The sequence below is a fragment of the Pseudomonas sp. IT-P171 genome (assembly GCF_949767765.1).
In the GTDB taxonomy this organism is placed as follows: domain Bacteria; phylum Pseudomonadota; class Gammaproteobacteria; order Pseudomonadales; family Pseudomonadaceae; genus Aquipseudomonas; species Aquipseudomonas fluorescens_B.
In genome coordinates this window covers 45,399-61,107 of the sequence record NZ_CATKQN010000059.1, presented here as the reverse complement: position 1 = coordinate 61,107, position 15,709 = coordinate 45,399, and the positions used below count along the sequence as shown (strand labels likewise).

Sequence of the window (15,709 nt, the reverse complement as noted above, 5' to 3'; positions counted from 1 at the left end):
CATGACAATAAGAATACGTGTGATCGCGTAGTTATCGGGAGAGTTAAGCCTGGCGTTCCGAGAAAGAAACGAGCGTGAACGGTTTTGAATGAGCGGGTGGCTGAAACTGGCTTTGTCCGACCTGGAAGGCAAAGGCCTCGATCAGCGATGCCTGTTCGCTGTCATCCAGGCTGAGCTGGCCGGTTTTCTGATCGATCAGTTCAAGCTGCCACGCCATCAATGTGAAACAGTCTTTCAGCGCGCTCAATGCCTGGTCATGCAGGTCTACATGATTCTGGGCATGATTCAGCAGGCCATGAATGTGCAGCGAAAACTCCGAAACCGCGACCAACGCGAGGGCATCGGCCTTGCTGGCCAGTTTGAGGAGGGTGCTCATCATGCATTCGATGGCATCCTTGTCATTACTGATCAGTTGCAAATGACTCAGACATTCCTCGGATTTGGCCAGGAGCGTTTCAGCCTCGACCAGAAACACCGGAAGCCGTTGGGCCCACTCTTTACGGTTCGGCATGCTTATCTCCACAACGTCATGTCAAATGAGGGAATGTCGTGTGTGTCGGCCAGGACCATCAGGGGCCCGGCGTTGCAGTGCCGTTGTGAGATCGCGCTCCGGCCGGCGCGGATGCAGGCGGGGGGATTCGTGAGGGTGGATGGCCACTGACCTGCGATCGCACACAAAAGCCTGACTCCGTTCATGCAATGAGAATGGCGTCACATTAATGGCTATTGGATATTGCGAATATCAGGTTGGGCCTGATTGTTACTAGGGGAATCCCTTACGCAGGGGAACCTAACGTGCGAACTGTTGTCGCGCCGCCGGGATTGAAGCAGATGAATTGAGGGGCTCAGTAAAGCATGATGTTAATGTGACATCAATGCCTGGGCGTGGCATTTTGTATGGGGGTCAAGGTCCGGCAAAAACAGCCGATAACCTTCTTTAGTGAATTCATCAGAACAAGCTCAGGAGTCATTGATGGCCGGCATTCTCGACACGGTAGACCAACGCACGCAACTGGTGGGTGAGAATCGCCTGGAAATTCTCATGTTCCGGCTGGCTGGGCGACAATTGTTCGCGATCAACGTTTTCAAGGTGCAGGAAGTGTTGCAGCTGCCGAAGCTGACCCTCATGCCGCAGCGCCATCCGTTTGTCTGCGGTGTGGTGAACCTGCGTGGCCAGACGCTGCCGGTGATTGACCTGTCCCAGGCCATCGGTATGCGTCCGCTGGTGCCAAGTCCGACCAGTACGATCATCGTCACCGAGTACAACCGCTCGGTGCAGGCGTTCCTGGTTGGCGGCGTGGACCGCATTGTCAACATGAACTGGGAAGCCATTCTGCCACCACCGACCAGCGCCGGCCGCCAGCATTACCTGACCGCTATCAGCAAGGTCGACGATCAGTTGGTGGAAATCATTGACGTCGAGAAAGTTCTCGCCGAAATCGTCCCGTACAACGCCAAGGTGTCCCGCGAGAAGCTCGACGATCCGGTCCTGGAACGCGCCCGTGGCCGTGAAGTGCTGCTGGTAGACGACTCCAACGTGGCACTCTCGCAATTGCGCGACACCCTTGGCCAGTTGGGCGTGAAGATGCACATTGCCAGCGACGGCTTGAAAGCGCTGAACATGCTCAAGGGCTGGGCCGATACGGGCGTGAACATGACCGACAAACTGCTGATGGTCTTCACCGACGCGGAAATGCCGGAAATGGACGGCTATCGCCTGACCACCGAAATCCGTAACGACCCGCGCCTGCGTGGCCTCTACGTGGTGCTGCACACGTCGCTGTCCGGCAGCTTCAACGACTCGATGGTGAAGAAGGTAGGCTGCGACAACTTCCTCTCCAAATTCCAGCCGGACAAACTGGTCGACGTGGTGCGCCAGCGTCTGATGCTCGACGAAGTGCCTGCCTGATACTGCGTCAAAGGCTGCAAACAACCGACCTGTGGGGGGTTCAACGTTCAGCCTTTGATTCAATGAGAAAGCTCGTATAGGGTGGCATTTTTTGCCCACCAGGGAGCTGGCCATGCTGCGTCTGAGCGCGCTTTATCGTTATCCGTTGAAATCCTGCAAGGCCGAGCCCTTGCAACAGGTCGGCCTCGACAGACTGGGACTGGACGGGGATCGTCGCTGGATGCTGGTGGACGAGGCCAGCGGGCGCTTCCTGACCCAGCGTGTCGTCGGGCAGATGAGCCAGCTGTCGGCGTTGTGGAATGCTGAAGGTGGCTTGACCCTGAGCGCCCCAGGCCACATGCCAATCAATATCGCCTTGCCTGCCGGCGACGCTGAACTGCGCGGCGTGACCATCTTCAAAGACAGTTTGCGCGTGCCTGATGCCGGTGATGAAGCGGGTGCCTGGGTCAGTGAATTCATTGGCAAACCTACTCGACTGGTGCAAATCCCTCTTGATCGTGCGCGCACCACTCAGGCAGGTTACGGCAAGGATGACGATCAGGTGGCTTTCGCCGATGGTTTCCCGTTGTTGCTGATCGGGCAAGCGTCGTTGGAAGACTTGTCGCAGAAAGTCGGCCGCCCCCTGGAAATGCTGCGCTTTCGACCGAATCTGGTCATCGAGGGCAGCGAGGCGTACGCCGAGGATGGCTGGAAGCGTATCCGCATCGGCGATGTCGAGTTCCGCGTCGTCAAACCGTGTTCACGCTGCATTCTGACCACCATCGATCCGCAAACCGGATTGCGCAGCGATGATCGGGAACCGCTCGCGACCTTGCAGAAATACCGTGCTCAGGAAGAGGGCGCGATGTTCGGCCAGAATCTGGTCAACGATGGCAATGGCCAGCTCGAAGTCGGCATGCCGGTCACGGTGCTGGAATAAACGACCCTGAATGAAAAATGCCCGTGTCCAGTGACACGGGCATTTTTTTGTACGGTGAAAACCTGGGGGGTTAGCCGCGGTATTCGCACAGGTAAGCGGTGTCGACGGCCACTTTCAGCTGGAACTTGCTGTTGGCTGGCACGTTGAACTGGCTGCCGGCTTCGAAGGTTTCCCAGTCGGTGCTATCCGGCAGTTTGACGGTCAGGGCGCCGGTCACTACGTGCATGATTTCACGCTGGCTGGTGCCGAATTCGTATTCGCCCGGAGCCATGACGCCGATGGTCGCAGGACCTTCAGCGGTGCCAAAGGCGATCGACTTGACGGTGCCGTCGAAGTACTCGTTGACTTTAAACATGGGCGATTCCTCGAAAAGGGCTAAAAAGGGCCGGCCAGTATGCACAAGGCCTTTGGCGGCGTCACCTCTCTAGAGGGGCAGAATCAGCGGTAACAGACGCGCTGTATTGCGCGCATCCTCCAGCGCCCGGTGCTGCTGGCCGGTGAACTGCATGCCCGCCAGTTGCAGCGCGCCGTTGAGCCCCAATGGACGATCCAGGCGTCGGGCCTTGGCAAAGCGCTGTTTGAGGTTCATGTGCGGTACTCGGCTGAGTTCGCTGTCGAGTTGCAGCGTCTGCCATTCCTGCAGCAGTTGCTTGCGATCGTAATCGCCCCAACTCGCCCAGCCTTCCAGGCGCGAATGATGTTGGCCGAGCCAGCGCTCGAAGGCTGGCCAGACCTCGGTCAGCGGTTGTGCGCTGTCGATACTGGCCTGGGTGATGCGGGTCAGCTCGCGGCAAAACGGCGTGAGCAGGGGCCGGCGCAACGGGCGCACGAAACGCTGGAAATGATCCAGCTCCCGACCCTGGCGGTCCACCAGCGTGGCACCGATTTCGATGATTTCCATTTCCGTAACCGGCCAACCCCCTTCATCGGTGGTGGCTTCCAGATCAATGACCAGCCAGTGAGGCATTGCAGGGTTCCTGGTATCCGCATCCTGATAGGGTTTGAGCGTAGCCAAACCCGGCGGATCCGCCTAGCGGGTTATTCGACCTCCAACAAAATCTGACGATTTTTCACCTGGTCGCCGACCCTGACCTGCAGCCGCTTGAGCACGCCGTCGATGCCTGATTTCAACGGGTGCTCCATTTTCATGGCTTCCAGCACCACCAGCAGCTGGCCTTTGCTGACCATGCTGCCTTCAGTGACCAGCACATCGACGATGGCGCCGTCCATCGGAGCCTTGAGCGTGCCGGAGCTGGCGCTGGCCTCGCTACTGACCAGCGCCTGTGTGCAATCCATCAGCCGCAGACTCCCGGGACGGGTGAAAAGCCAGAGTTGCCCGGCGTCGAGACGGTAGGCATGACGCCGGCGGATGCCATCGATTTCCAGGCTGGCCCAGCGCCCGTCGCACTGGATGACACTCAGTTCGAAGGCCTGTCCGGCGGCTTGAATCCGATAGGGTTCGCCCGGTACCGCGTTCAATTGCACCGGCCAATCCTGATCCTCCAGACCGATGCGATAGTGCAGCGGCACACTGGCGTTATTGCGCCAACCGGCCAGCACGGCGGGATGAGCCTGGGCTGAAGCCTGATAGAACAGCGCAGCGGCAATCGCCAGTTCTTCGGCGCCGGGCACATAAGGATGCAGGCAGGGATGATCGGAAAAATACGTCGGGATGAACCCGGTGCTGAACTCGCCACTGATGAATTGCGAATGTTCCAACAGGCTGGCAAGCAGGCGCTGATTACTGGCAAGACCGAGCAGCACGCTGTCCTGCACCGCCCGCAGCAACTTGCGCCGGGCTTCCTCGCGAGTAGCGCCGTGGGCGATGATTTTGCCCAGCAGCGGGTCGTAGAACGGGCTGACCTGCTGACCCTCGATCAGACCATGATCGATCCGTACGCCGCCCTGCGATGCCGGTTCCCAGGCGGCGATCCGCCCGGTTTGCGGCAGAAACGTCTGGGTCGGGTCTTCGGCGTACAAGCGCACTTCGATGGCATGGCCGCTGAGTTGCACCTGCTCCTGGCGCAACGGTAACGGCAGCCCTTCGGCGACGTGCAGTTGCCAGGCCACCAGATCCAGGCCAGTGATCAGTTCCGTTACCGGGTGTTCCACCTGCAACCGGGTATTCATTTCCAGAAAATAAAACTGTCCGCGCGCATCCAGCAAAAACTCCACGGTGCCAGCGCCGACGTAATTCACCGCGCGACCGGCCTTGAGCGCTGCTTCGCCCATGGCCTGACGCAGCTCGGCGGTCATGACCGGGCAGGGCGCTTCCTCGATGACTTTCTGGTGGCGACGCTGGATCGAACAGTCGCGCTCGCCGAGGTAGATCAGGTTGCCTTGCTGGTCGCCGAACAGTTGAACCTCGACGTGACGCGGGTCGATCAACGCTTGTTCGAGAATCAGCTCGTCGCTGCCAAACCCATGCAGCGCTTCGGAGCGTGCGGTGCGGATCTGCGCCAGCAACTCGCCGGCCTCGTGCACCAGGCGCATGCCCCGCCCGCCACCGCCGGCACTGGCCTTGATCATCAACGGAAAACCGATGCGTTCGGCTTCGCGGCTCAGCGTCGCATCATCCTGCTCGGCGCCCTGATAGCCTTTGATACACGGCACACCGGCGTCGAGCATGGCGAGTTTCGACAGGCGCTTGCTACCCATCAGTTCGATGGCTTCGGGGCTGGGGCCGATGAAGGTCATGCCTGCGTCTCGGCAGGCGCGGGCGAACCCGGCGTTTTCCGAGAGGAAACCGTAGCCGGGGTGGATCGCGTCGGCGCCGGTGCGGCGGGCGGCATCGAGAATGGCCGGGATGTTCAGATAGGATTGCTGCACCGGGGCCGCGCCGATGTTGATGGCTTCGTCGGCGATCTGTACGTGCAGCGCGTCTGCATCTGCGTCGCTGAATACGGCGACGGTGCGGTAGCCCAGGGCCTGGGCGGTGCGCTGGATGCGACAGGCGATCTCACCGCGGTTGGCGATCAGGATTTTGCTGAGTCCGGGCATGGGTTGTTCTCTTGTTTTTGCGGTGAATGTGATGGCCTCATCGCGAGCTTGCCCGCGATGCTTTTAAAGGGCCCACCCCGGTTTACGCTTCTGCACGAAAGCCATGGTCCCTTCGACCCCTTCAGCCCCGGTCACCGCTTCGCTGAACCAATCAGCCGCTTCATCCAGCAGCGCATCCGAAGGCTGTCCGGCACTCGCCAGCAACAGCTTTTTGGTCGTTGCATTCGCCTCCGGCGCGCAGCACAGCACATGGGCCAGGACTTCATCGAGACGCTCGGCCAGCGCTTGCGCGTCATGCTCGACAAAATGCACCAGCCCCATGCGGCGGGCGTGGGTTCCATCAAATCGCGCTGCAGTCAGTGCCAACCGTCGAGCCTGGGTCAAACCGATACGCTGCACCACGAACGGTGCAATCTGCGCGGGCAGCAAGCCGAGGCTGGTTTCCGGCAAACCGAATTGCGCCTGATGATCCGCCAGGGCGACATCGCTGACGCATGCCAGCCCCAGACCACCGCCGAGCACCGCGCCTTGCAGCACCGTGATCACCACTTGTGGCGCGTGTTGCACTTCCTGCAGCAGCGCGCCAAACGCCCGGTTCAAATCGCGGTACGCCGATGGTCCCTGAGCACGGGCATTGGCCATGTCCTTGATGTCGCCACCGGCGCAGAAGTGCCCGCCGGCACCGCCGATCACCAGGGCCCGAATCTCGCGATCATCGCGAACTGCCGACAGCACCGAACGCAACTCGGTGACCATCAGCAAGCTCATGGCATTGCGGCTTTCCGGGCGGTTGAGGGTGATGTGCAGCACACCGTTATGCAATTCGAGCAATAACGTCTGGCAAACCGGCAGGGTGCTCATTTCTTTTTCCCCGGCAGGATGCCCATGAGTTTGCAGATGATCCCCAGCATGATTTCGTCGGCGCCGCCGCCAATCGATACCAGCCGCACGTCGCGGTAGGCGCGGGCCACCGGGTTGTCCCACATGAAGCCCATGCCGCCCCAGTATTGCAGGCAACTGTCGCTGACTTCGCGGCCCAGTCGCCCGGCCTTGAGTTTGGCCATCGACGCCAGGCGCGTGACGTCCTGACCTTTGATGTATTGCTCGGTGGCCTGATAGACCAGCGCGCGCAGGCATTCGACTTCGGTTTGCAGCTCGGCGAGGCGGAAGTGGATGACCTGATTGTCGATCAACGCATTGCCGAAGGTTTTGCGTTCCTTGCAGTACTCGATGGTGCTGTCGATGCAGTATTCCAGGCCCTTGATCATGTTCGCGGCGCCGAACAGACGTTCCTCCTGGAATTGCAGCATCTGCATCATGAATCCCGCACCTTCATGCCCGATGCGGTTGCGTTGCGGTACGCGCACGTTGTCGAAAAACACCTGGGCGGTTTCCGAGCTGCGCATGCCGAGCTTGTCCAGGTGCGAACTGAGGCTGATGCCTGGGGTGTTCATCGGCACCATGATCAGCGATTTGTTGATGTGCGGCTTGTCGTCCGAGGTGTTGGCCAGCAGGCAGATGAAATCGGCGCTCGGCGAGTTGGTGATCCACATCTTGCTGCCGTTGATCACGTAGTCGTCACCGTCCTTGCGAGCGGTGGTTTTCAAGCCGGCCACGTCGGAGCCTGCACCGACTTCCGACACGCCAATGCAACCGACCTGTTCGCCGGTAATCGCCGGCCGCAGGAACTCTTCACGCAGTTCATCGGAGCCGAAGCGTGCCAGCGCCGGCGTGCACATGTCGGTCTGCACGCCGATGGACATCGGGATCCCGCCGCAATGGATGGTGCCGAACTCTTCGGCGGCGACGATCGAATAGCTGTAGTCGAGCCCCATGCCGCCGAATTTTTCCGGTTTGGAAATCCCCAGCAGGCCGAGCTCACCCGCCTTGCGAAAAATGTCGTGGATCGGAAAACGCCCGGCTTTTTCCCACTCATCGACGTGCGGGTTGATTTCGTGCTCGACGAATTGGCGAACGGTGCGGCGCAGTGCTTCGTGTTCCTGGGTGAAGATCATTTTTATTGTTCTCCTCTGGCCGGTTCAGAACCGGGCGACGCCAAAACTGTTGGTTTGCAGCGGCCGCAGGTCGGCCTCATGGCAGATGTCCAGCAAATAGCCGAGCAACGTGCGGGTATCCCGGGGATCAATCAGCCCGTCGTCCCACAGGTTGGCACTGCCGTACAGCGCGGTGGACTGGCTGTCGAGTTTCTGCGCGGTGACCTGCTCCAGCATGTCGAGCATCTTCGGGTCAGGCACCAGACCGTCCTTGAGCTGTTTGGCCTCGGTGACGATCCGCAGGACCTTGCCGGCCTGAGCACCGCCCATCACCGCCGTGCGGCTGTTGGGCCAGGCGAAGATGAAGCGCGGGTCGAGGCCGCGGCCGCACATTGCATAGTTGCCAGCGCCATAGGAGCCACCGACAACGATCGTCAGTTTTGGCACCCGGGCGTTGGCCACCGCCTGGATCATTTTGGCGCCGTGCTTGATCACGCCTTGTTGCTCGGACTCGGTGCCGACCATGAACCCGGTGGTGTTGTGGAAGAACAGCAGCGGCGTGCGGCTCTGATCGCACAGCTGAATGAACTGCGCAGCCTTGCTCGCGCCTTTGGGCGTGATCGGGCCGTTGTTGCCGATGAAGCCGCAGGCGCGACCCTGAATCTGCAGATGACCGCAGACGGTCTGTTGATCGAACTCACCCTTGAACTCGAGGAAGTTCGAACCGTCGGCGATTCGCGCGACGATTTCGCGCACGTCATAGGGTTTTTTCGGGTCGTCGGGGATCAGCCCGAGCAGTTCGTCGATGGGGTAGAGCGGTTGCTGGTAGTGACGTTCGGGGACCCACTGCAATTGATCATTCCACGACAGCAGGCTGACAATCTCCCGGACCCGACGCACGCCATCGGCATCGTTCTCGGCCAGGTATTCAGCGGTGCCGGCGGTTTGCGCGTGCATCTCGGCGCCGCCCAGCTCTTCATCGGTGGCGACTTCGCCGGTGGCCGCCTTGAGCAGGGGCGGTCCGGCGAGAAACAGCTTGGCTTTGCCGCGCACCACCACCACGTAATCCGACAGCCCCGGCTGATATGCGCCGCCTGCCGTGGCGGAGCCATGGACCACCGTGATCTGCGGCAACCCCATGGCCGACATCCGCGCCTGGTTGGCAAAGCTGCGCGCGCCTTCGACAAAAATCTCCGCAGCGTAATTAAGGTTGGCGCCGCCGCTTTCGGCGAGGGTGATCACCGGCAATTTGTTTTCCATGGCGATCTGTTGCAGGCGCAGGGATTTTTTCAAACCGCTGGGGGAGATGGTTCCGCCCTTGATCGCGCTGTTGTTCGCCACGACCAAAACACGAACACCCGACACGTAGCCAATCCCGGCGATCAAGCCGCCGCCCGCCGAGCTGCCGTCCTTGTCGTCGTGCAACTTGTAACCGGCCAGGCTTGCCAGTTCGAGGAACGGCGCACCGGGGTCGAGCAACAGGTTGAGGCGCTCACGGGGCAGCAATTGCCCGCGCTTGTCGAACTTCGGTTTGGCTTCGGCTGCTTTGTTCAGCAGGTTTTGTTCGAGCTGACGGACCTGCTCGATACCTGCCAGCATCGCGGCACGGTTCCGGGCGAACTGTTCGCTGTTCGGGTCGATTTGCGACTGAATCACCGGCATGACTTATTCCTTGTCCTTGAGCACTTCTGGTAAGTACGCGCGGTGGAAACCGTTGTACGACTTGCTGTTGGTCGCCTTGTGAATCGGCCACGCCCGGCCGCCCAGGCTCGCGGCGCCGTCGATACGCAAGGTGCTGCCACTGACGAACGCCGCGGCCGGGCTGAGCAGGAATACGATCGCCGCACTGACTTCCGATTCGGTGCCGATGCGTTTCAGCGGCACGTGTTCGCGCAAGGTCGGAATCACCGCTTTGAACGCGCCTTCGTAAGTGTCCATGCCGCTGGAGGCGATCCAGCCCGGCGCCACCGCGTTGACCCGCACCCCGGCATAACCCCATTCGAACGCAGCGGTCTTGGTCAGGTTGTCCATGCCCGAGCGCGCCGCGCCCGAGTGGCCCATGCCGGGCATGCCGCCCCACATGTCGGCGAGCATGTTGACGATGGCGCCGCCGTGTTTGCTCATGGATTGATTGAACACTTCCCGGGCCATCAGGAAACCGCCCACCAGGTTGGTGCGCATCACGGTTTCGAAGCCCTTCTGATTGATCGAGGCCAGCGGCGAAGGGAACTGGCCTCCGGCATTGTTGACCAGTCCGTGGATCGGCCCGTGCTTGCGGATCAGTTCGCTGACCAGATGCTTGACCGCTTCTTCCTCGCGAATATCGCAGGTCTGCCAGTCAGCCTTGCCGCCATCCTCGATAATTTCGGCGGTCACGGATTTCAGTTTGTCGGCATTGCGCCCGATCAACAGCACATGGGCACCGAGCGCCGCCAGTTCATGAGCGGTGCAGCGGCCGATGCCGCTGCCGCCACCGGTGACGATGATGTTTTGGCCGGCAAACAGATCGGCTTTGAAAATCGAATCGTAGGCCACGGCGGCAGTCCTCTAGTTGACCTGGTCGGCGATGCGCTGAGGCACCGGAATCTGGATGTCCAGCAGTTGTTGGGCGAAGGCTTTGCCTTGGGGATCGATCCGCAGGCTGGCCACGCCGCCCCCGCCCAGCGCGTTCTCCAGTAGAAAGTTAAGGCTGTGGGTCGCGGGCAGGTACCAGCGCTCGACACGCCCGTGAACCGGGTCGAGCACGTGGCTCATCCAGTCGACGATCACGGCCGGGGTCAAGGCTTCGGCAATCCAGGGCAGGTATTCCGGCTCGCGGGCCATGACGCCGATGTTGCTGTGATTGCCCTTGTCGCCGGAACGTGCGACCGCAAGCTTGATCAGCGCCACGCTGGCATCGGCGCGACCCGTGGGCTTCGGCGGTTCGAACGGCACCGGCAGGTCCGCGGTGGTGAGCACGTCGAGAGCGGGCAGGGCACACGGGTGACGCTGACCGTTGAGATCAATGTCCAGCGTGCAGGCGCTTTTGTCGATGAGGAACGAGAACAGCCGGATCAGCGGATACACCGTCGGCCGCCCGCCGACAATCCCGGTCAGCCCCGGCGCCATGCCGGTGGCAGCCTGGGCAATTTCCCGGGAGAACACGATCAACGCCTGTTTGCTCGGGTGACGCACGGCGAGTTTGATCACCACTTCGCGGCTGTCCTGTCGCTGGCCATGGGGGCCGTAGGTCGCTTCGCTGCCCAGGAGCTCGATGTTCACTTCGCTGTAGGGCGCCCAGCCGCGCTGGCTGAAGATTTCCGAGGTCTTGTTGATGATCGCTTCGCTGACACGCCGGGCCTTGTCCACTGCATCGATGCCGGCAATCAGGCAACTGGCAGTGCAGCGGAAACCATCCGGATAAGTCGCGCTGACCTTGTATTGGTCCGTTGGAGGCAAACCCTTTGCACCATGCACCTGAACCGCATTTTTGCCTTGTTGCTGAAGTTTGACCTGGGTGAAATCGCAGACTACATCGGGCAAGAGATAAGCCTGCGGGTTGCCGATTTCATAGAGCATTTGCTCGCCGACGGTAAGGGGCGTCACCAGGCCGCCGGAGCCTTCGGGTTTGCTGACAATGAACTGGCTGTCGGCGCTGACTTCGACGATGGGGAAACCGATGTGTTCGTAGTCAGGCACGTCGCGCCAATCGGTGAAGTTGCCGCCGGTGCACTGGGCGCCGCATTCGATGATGTGGCCGGCGAGGGCGGCTTGGGCGAGTTTGTCGTGGTCGTGCCAGGACCAGCCGAATTCATGCACCAGCGCCGCGCTGACCACGGCACTGTCGACCACACGCCCGGTGATCACGATGTCCGCGCCCAGACGCAAGGCTTCGACAATGCCCGGCGCGCCGAGGTAGGCGTTGGTGGAAACGCACATCGGTGGCAAGGGGGCGCCGCTGAACATTTCATGGAGGCCGCGGCTGCTCAGCTGTTTGAACTGCGGTTGCAGGTCATCACCCAGCAGCACCGCGATTTTCAGCGCCACGCCAGCCTTGTCGCAGGCCGCTTGCAACGCAGCCGCGCAGGCGTGTGGATTGACGCCGCCGGCGTTGCTGATGACGCGGATTTTCTGTTCGGCGAGTGGCCCCAACAGAGGGCTGAGGACTTCGATGAAGTCACTGGCGTAGCCGGCCTGTGGATCTTTCATCCGCGCACCGGCCATGATCGACATTGTGATCTCGGCCAGATAATCGAACACCAGATAGTCCAGGCGCCCGCCTTCCACCAGTTGCGCGGCGGCGGTCGAGGTGTCGCCCCAGAAGGCGCTGGCGCAACCGATGCGTATCGTTTCAGGCACAGCCCTTTCCATAGCCACCTCCGACAATCGTGAATCGAGACTACCAAGCAAGCGCTTGGTTTGTAAACGACTGAAATATCTTAGGGCCGAGCGCTTGCTTGGTTGCCTGCGTCAGCTTAAATTGCCCGCGCAACCCCGCTGTTTTAGCGGTGAATACGACTGTAGGAGAGAACGGGTGGACGAGCAAAAAGCCCTGAGGGTCATGCGCGAACTGGTCGACAGCGGCCAGTTGACCGACCCGGACAGCGCCCGTGGCAAACTGCTGCAAGTGGCGGCTCACCTGTTCCGCAATAAAGGCTTTGAACGCACCACGGTGCGCGATCTGGCCGGTGCCGTGGGCATTCAGTCGGGGAGTATTTTTCATCACTTCAAAAGCAAGGACGAGATCCTGCGGGCGGTGATGGAGGAAACCATTCGCTACAACACCGCGTTGATGCATGCCGCGATCGCTGAAGCCGGCAACGTGCGCCAGCGGGTGCTGGCGCTGATTCGCTGCGAATTGCAGTCGATCATGGGCGGCAGCGGCGAGGCCATGGCGGTGTTGGTGTATGAATGGCGTTCGCTGTCCGAAGACGGCCAGGCGAAGGTCCTGGCGCTGCGTGACATCTATGAGAACCTCTGGCTGCAAGTGCTGGGTGAGGCCAAAAACGCGGGTTTCATCCGTGGGGACGTGTTCATCACCCGCCGTTTCCTGACCGGCGCGCTGTCCTGGACCACGACCTGGTATCGCGCGGGTGGCAGCATGAACCTCGATCAATTGGCCGATGAAGCGTTGATACTGGTGCTGAAAGAACAACAATAATTTCGTTCAGGGCCGCAGGAAACTGGCTAAGTGGCCGAAACCGCCTAGCTTGAATGGATTGATGCGTATTTTTTGGGGAGTGGGAAGTTTTGATGTCTTCGCCAATTCGGACGGCCTCGCGGCTTTTGCTGGCGGCGCTTGCGGCGTTGTGGGTATTGCCGTCCCCGGCTGCACAACTAGTGCGGGTCGGTGCAGCGCATTTTCCGCCTTATACCGTGCGCCCGGAATCCGGTGCCGACACCGGTCTGTTGCCACAGTTGGTCGAAGCGCTCAATGCAGTACAAAGCGACTATCAGTTCGTGCTGGTGCCGACGTCCATTCCGCGACGCTTCGGTGACTTCAAGCAGGGTCGGGTGGACATGGCGATTTTCGAGAACCCGGGCTGGGGCTGGAAGGACATCCCCCACATCAGCGTCGACATGGGACTGGAGGACGCGGAGATTTTTGTTGCGCAACGAATACCGAATCGTCAGCAGAACTACTTTACCGATCTCGCCGGCAAGCGTCTGGCGCTGTTCAGCGGTTATCACTACGAGTTCGCCAACTTCAATGCCGACCCGAAAGTCCTCGCGCAAAACTACAACGCCACGCTGACCTATTCCCACGACAGCAACCTGCTGATGGTACTGCGCGGGCGGGCCGACGTTGCCCTGGTGACGCGCTCTTACCTGAGCGATTACCTGCTGCGCAACGAGAAGGTCGCCGATCAGTTGCTGGTGTCCGAGCGCATCGATCAGGTCTATCACCACTACGCCATTCTTCGTCCTTCAGCGCCCATCAGCGGCGAGGCATTTGGCAAGTTGTTGCAAGGATTGCGCGACAACGGCCAGATGCTGAAGATTTTCGATCCGTACAAGATCGCGGTGGTGCCGGTTCCGGGCAATTGAATACGCGTCAACCGTCGCGTGTTTGCCTGAGTCGCTTAAATTTTCCCCGCTGGCTGACGTCACATCGTTGAACTGTCGACGATTACCGTGAGCCCGACCCATGTCCAATCTGAATAATCTGACTGCCCTGGCCTTGCCGACGGGCAGTCGTCTTGTCGCTGAAGAAAGTGAAAACCGACTGAGTCTTAGCCAGGACGCGCAACCGCTGATTACCTTGCGCCTGGCACGCGAGCCCGAATTGCAGGTGAAAGTCGAGGCGCATCCCGACATTCAGGCATTGTGGGCCGCCTGTTATTGGTTGTTTGCCCGTGATCCCGTGTGTCAGCACCTGACCTGGCACCTCGATGAAGCCCCCGCTGAAGCCTTGCTCACTGGACTGCTGATCCCGACCGGGACCGCCGGCCAGTATCGCTGCGAGCGCACGCTCTTCTGGCAATTGCCGCAACCTTGGTTGTGCACCTCGCAGACCAACAGCTACCCACAGCAAATGGTGATCAGCGACGGCAAGCGTCATCCGTTGCGGCCAGTGAAGCCTCGCGGTGAGGTCTATCGGCGTTTCGATGCACGGCTGGGGGCATGGATTTCCCTGCGAACGGTAGATATCGACCTGGATCTTGCGCGGTTCAACCGCTGGCAGAACAGTGCGCGGGTGGCGAGTTTCTGGCAGGAAGAGGGCAGCCTTGAACAGCATCGCGAGTACCTGGGCAAACTCGAAGCCGATCCACACACCGTGACGCTGATCGGCTGTTTCGATGACCAGCCGTTTGCCTATTTCGAAGCCTACTGGGCCAAGGAAGACCGCATCGCGCCGTTTTATGAGGCGGGTGATTACGACCGTGGCATTCACATGCTGGTCGGCGAAGAAAATCATCGCGGCCCACACAAGGTGGCGAGCTGGTTATCGGCGTTGACGCATTACCTGTTTCTCGACGATCCACGCACCCAACGGGTGGTCGCCGAGCCGCGCGCCGATAACGCGAAGATGATCGGGTATATGCAGGGTCAGCGTTTTCACTGCGAGAAAGAGTTCGACTTCCCGCACAAGCGTGCAGCGTTGATGGTGTTGGGGCGGGAGTGGTTTTTTGAGCGGTGTGTGTTGGCCTGATTTAGCGTTAAACCTGAAAGATCGCAGCCTTCGGCAGCTCCTGCAGGGTTATGCATTCCATGTAGGAGCTGCCGAAGGCTGCGATCTTTTGATCTGACGTTGCCAGTCAACGACGGGCAAACGTATCCGCGCGACTGCCCGACACCTTGCGGCAATGCACCAACGCATCGCGAATCATGAAGTTCACCAGGGTCGGCGACACGCCGAGCTCCTTGGCGATGTCCTTTTGCGGCACACCGTGCAGACGGTACATCTCGAAAGCGTAACGGGTACGGCTCGGCAGCTCCGTCAACGCGTCGGCGATGTTTTCCAGGGTCGAGAAGTTGATGTGCGAGGTTTCCGGCGAAGCACCTTGGATCACCACGTTCAGCCCTTCCTCTTCAGGCCCCGAATACTTCTGTTCCAGTGCCTGTTTGCGGTAGTGATCGATCGCCAGGTTGCGCACGATCTGGAACAGGTAACTGAGCTGAGCCTTGATCGAGGAGGTGATCTGCGGCGCCGATTGCAGGCGGAAGAACGCATCCTGAACCACATCTTCGGCACGTGACCGGCAGCCGGTGATACGGGCAGCAATCTTGACCAGAATCAGTCGATTGTCGACGAATGCCTGAAGTAGCGGTGAATCGCACCTGCTTGTGGATACTTGTTCCGTCATGGAAATCACCTTGCTGCAAATAGGGTCGTGGGACAGCAAGGGAATCGGAGCCGTCCTACACATCGAGCGACAAATTATTCTGAATGATAATGATTGTCAA

At 60.3% G+C, this 15,709-nt stretch carries 15 protein-coding genes; 5 read left to right on the top strand and 10 right to left on the bottom strand.

The genetic code is table 11. From position 1 onward, the window contains the following. Positions 1-43: 43 nt before the first annotated feature. The gene (locus ACM6I5_RS28020; RefSeq protein WP_017339986.1) at positions 44-511 is read right to left on the bottom strand and encodes a hypothetical protein; all 468 of its coding nucleotides are present in this window, start codon (positions 509-511) and stop codon (positions 44-46) included. 462 nt (positions 512-973) lie between these two features. Between ACM6I5_RS28020 and ACM6I5_RS28015 the strand changes: the two genes are divergently transcribed. Together ACM6I5_RS28015 and ACM6I5_RS28010 are read left to right on the top strand one after the other, a co-directional pair. Further along, a complete protein-coding gene (locus ACM6I5_RS28015; RefSeq protein ID WP_017339985.1) occupies positions 974-1,909 on the top strand; it encodes a chemotaxis protein CheV in 936 nt (311 codons plus the stop codon). 112 nt (positions 1,910-2,021) lie between these two features. Beyond that, the gene (locus ACM6I5_RS28010) at positions 2,022-2,828 is read left to right on the top strand and encodes an MOSC domain-containing protein (RefSeq protein WP_017339984.1); all 807 of its coding nucleotides are present in this window, start codon (positions 2,022-2,024) and stop codon (positions 2,826-2,828) included. A gap of 70 nt (positions 2,829-2,898) precedes the next feature. Here the strand turns inward: ACM6I5_RS28010 and ACM6I5_RS28005 are convergent, their stop codons facing one another. From ACM6I5_RS28005 to ACM6I5_RS27970, 8 genes are all read right to left on the bottom strand, one after another. Next, complete coding sequence (locus ACM6I5_RS28005) at positions 2,899-3,183, bottom strand: pyrimidine/purine nucleoside phosphorylase (RefSeq protein ID WP_017339983.1); 285 nt, start codon at positions 3,181-3,183, stop codon at positions 2,899-2,901. Between the two features lie 69 nt (positions 3,184-3,252). Then, positions 3,253-3,795, bottom strand: coding sequence for an exonuclease domain-containing protein (locus ACM6I5_RS28000; protein WP_017339982.1), 543 nt, complete (start codon positions 3,793-3,795; stop codon positions 3,253-3,255). Between the two features lie 71 nt (positions 3,796-3,866). Then, a complete protein-coding gene (locus tag ACM6I5_RS27995; RefSeq protein WP_414885108.1) occupies positions 3,867-5,828 on the bottom strand; it encodes an acetyl/propionyl/methylcrotonyl-CoA carboxylase subunit alpha in 1,962 nt (653 codons plus the stop codon). 63 nt (positions 5,829-5,891) lie between these two features. Further along, positions 5,892-6,689 (bottom strand): enoyl-CoA hydratase/isomerase family protein, encoded by a 798-nt coding sequence (locus ACM6I5_RS27990; RefSeq protein WP_414885107.1) that lies wholly within the window; start codon positions 6,687-6,689, stop codon positions 5,892-5,894. Next, positions 6,686-7,843, bottom strand: coding sequence for a citronellyl-CoA dehydrogenase (gene atuD, locus ACM6I5_RS27985; protein WP_414878094.1), 1,158 nt, complete (start codon positions 7,841-7,843; stop codon positions 6,686-6,688). Before atuD ends, ACM6I5_RS27990 begins: the two co-directional genes overlap by 4 nt. Before the next feature lie 24 nt (positions 7,844-7,867). After that, the gene (gene atuC / locus ACM6I5_RS27980) at positions 7,868-9,484 is read right to left on the bottom strand and encodes a geranyl-CoA carboxylase subunit beta (RefSeq protein ID WP_414885106.1); all 1,617 of its coding nucleotides are present in this window, start codon (positions 9,482-9,484) and stop codon (positions 7,868-7,870) included. Positions 9,485-9,487: 3 nt separating this feature from the next. After that, a complete protein-coding gene (locus tag ACM6I5_RS27975; protein ID WP_414878096.1) occupies positions 9,488-10,357 on the bottom strand; it encodes an SDR family oxidoreductase in 870 nt (289 codons plus the stop codon). Between the two features lie 12 nt (positions 10,358-10,369). Beyond that, positions 10,370-12,160 (bottom strand): acyclic terpene utilization AtuA family protein, encoded by a 1,791-nt coding sequence (locus tag ACM6I5_RS27970; protein WP_414885105.1) that lies wholly within the window; start codon positions 12,158-12,160, stop codon positions 10,370-10,372. A 175-nt stretch (positions 12,161-12,335) separates the two neighbouring features. On the opposite strand from ACM6I5_RS27970, the gene ACM6I5_RS27965 reads away from it, so the two are divergent. The 3 genes from ACM6I5_RS27965 to ACM6I5_RS27955 all read left to right on the top strand — a co-directional run bounded on the left by ACM6I5_RS27965 (position 12,336) and on the right by ACM6I5_RS27955 (position 14,954). Further along, positions 12,336-12,962 carry a TetR/AcrR family transcriptional regulator gene (locus tag ACM6I5_RS27965; RefSeq protein WP_414885104.1) on the top strand — a complete coding sequence of 209 codons (627 nt, stop codon included), beginning with the start codon at positions 12,336-12,338 and terminating at the stop codon, positions 12,960-12,962. Positions 12,963-13,054: 92 nt separating this feature from the next. Beyond that, entirely contained in the window at positions 13,055-13,849 is a 795-nt protein-coding gene (locus ACM6I5_RS27960) for a substrate-binding periplasmic protein (RefSeq protein WP_414885103.1), read from the top strand. A 100-nt stretch (positions 13,850-13,949) separates the two neighbouring features. Further along, a complete protein-coding gene (locus tag ACM6I5_RS27955; RefSeq protein ID WP_414878098.1) occupies positions 13,950-14,954 on the top strand; it encodes a GNAT family N-acetyltransferase in 1,005 nt (334 codons plus the stop codon). 106 nt (positions 14,955-15,060) lie between these two features. Here the strand turns inward: ACM6I5_RS27955 and ACM6I5_RS27950 are convergent, their stop codons facing one another. Beyond that, complete coding sequence (locus ACM6I5_RS27950; protein ID WP_017339972.1) at positions 15,061-15,609, bottom strand: RNA polymerase factor sigma-70; 549 nt, start codon at positions 15,607-15,609, stop codon at positions 15,061-15,063. Positions 15,610-15,709 lie beyond the last annotated feature (100 nt).

Bases quoted from the DNA above. Each gene is read 5' to 3' on its own strand.
- ACM6I5_RS28020 (WP_017339986.1), bottom strand. From the start codon at position 511: ATGCCGAACCGTAAAGAGTGGGCCCAACGGCTTCCGGTGTTTCTGGTC.
- ACM6I5_RS28015 (WP_017339985.1), top strand. From the start codon at position 974: ATGGCCGGCATTCTCGACACGGTAGACCAACGCACGCAACTGGTGGGT.
- ACM6I5_RS28010 (WP_017339984.1), top strand. From the start codon at position 2,022: ATGCTGCGTCTGAGCGCGCTTTATCGTTATCCGTTGAAATCCTGCAAG.
- ACM6I5_RS28005 (WP_017339983.1), bottom strand. From the start codon at position 3,183: ATGTTTAAAGTCAACGAGTACTTCGACGGCACCGTCAAGTCGATCGCC.
- ACM6I5_RS28000 (WP_017339982.1), bottom strand. From the start codon at position 3,795: ATGCCTCACTGGCTGGTCATTGATCTGGAAGCCACCACCGATGAAGGG.
- ACM6I5_RS27995 (WP_414885108.1), bottom strand. From the start codon at position 5,828: ATGCCCGGACTCAGCAAAATCCTGATCGCCAACCGCGGTGAGATCGCC.
- ACM6I5_RS27990 (WP_414885107.1), bottom strand. From the start codon at position 6,689: ATGAGCACCCTGCCGGTTTGCCAGACGTTATTGCTCGAATTGCATAAC.
- atuD (WP_414878094.1), bottom strand. From the start codon at position 7,843: ATGATCTTCACCCAGGAACACGAAGCACTGCGCCGCACCGTTCGCCAA.
- atuC (WP_414885106.1), bottom strand. From the start codon at position 9,484: ATGCCGGTGATTCAGTCGCAAATCGACCCGAACAGCGAACAGTTCGCC.
- ACM6I5_RS27960 (WP_414885103.1), top strand. From the start codon at position 13,055: ATGTCTTCGCCAATTCGGACGGCCTCGCGGCTTTTGCTGGCGGCGCTT.
- ACM6I5_RS27955 (WP_414878098.1), top strand. From the start codon at position 13,950: ATGTCCAATCTGAATAATCTGACTGCCCTGGCCTTGCCGACGGGCAGT.
- ACM6I5_RS27950 (WP_017339972.1), bottom strand. From the start codon at position 15,609: ATGACGGAACAAGTATCCACAAGCAGGTGCGATTCACCGCTACTTCAG.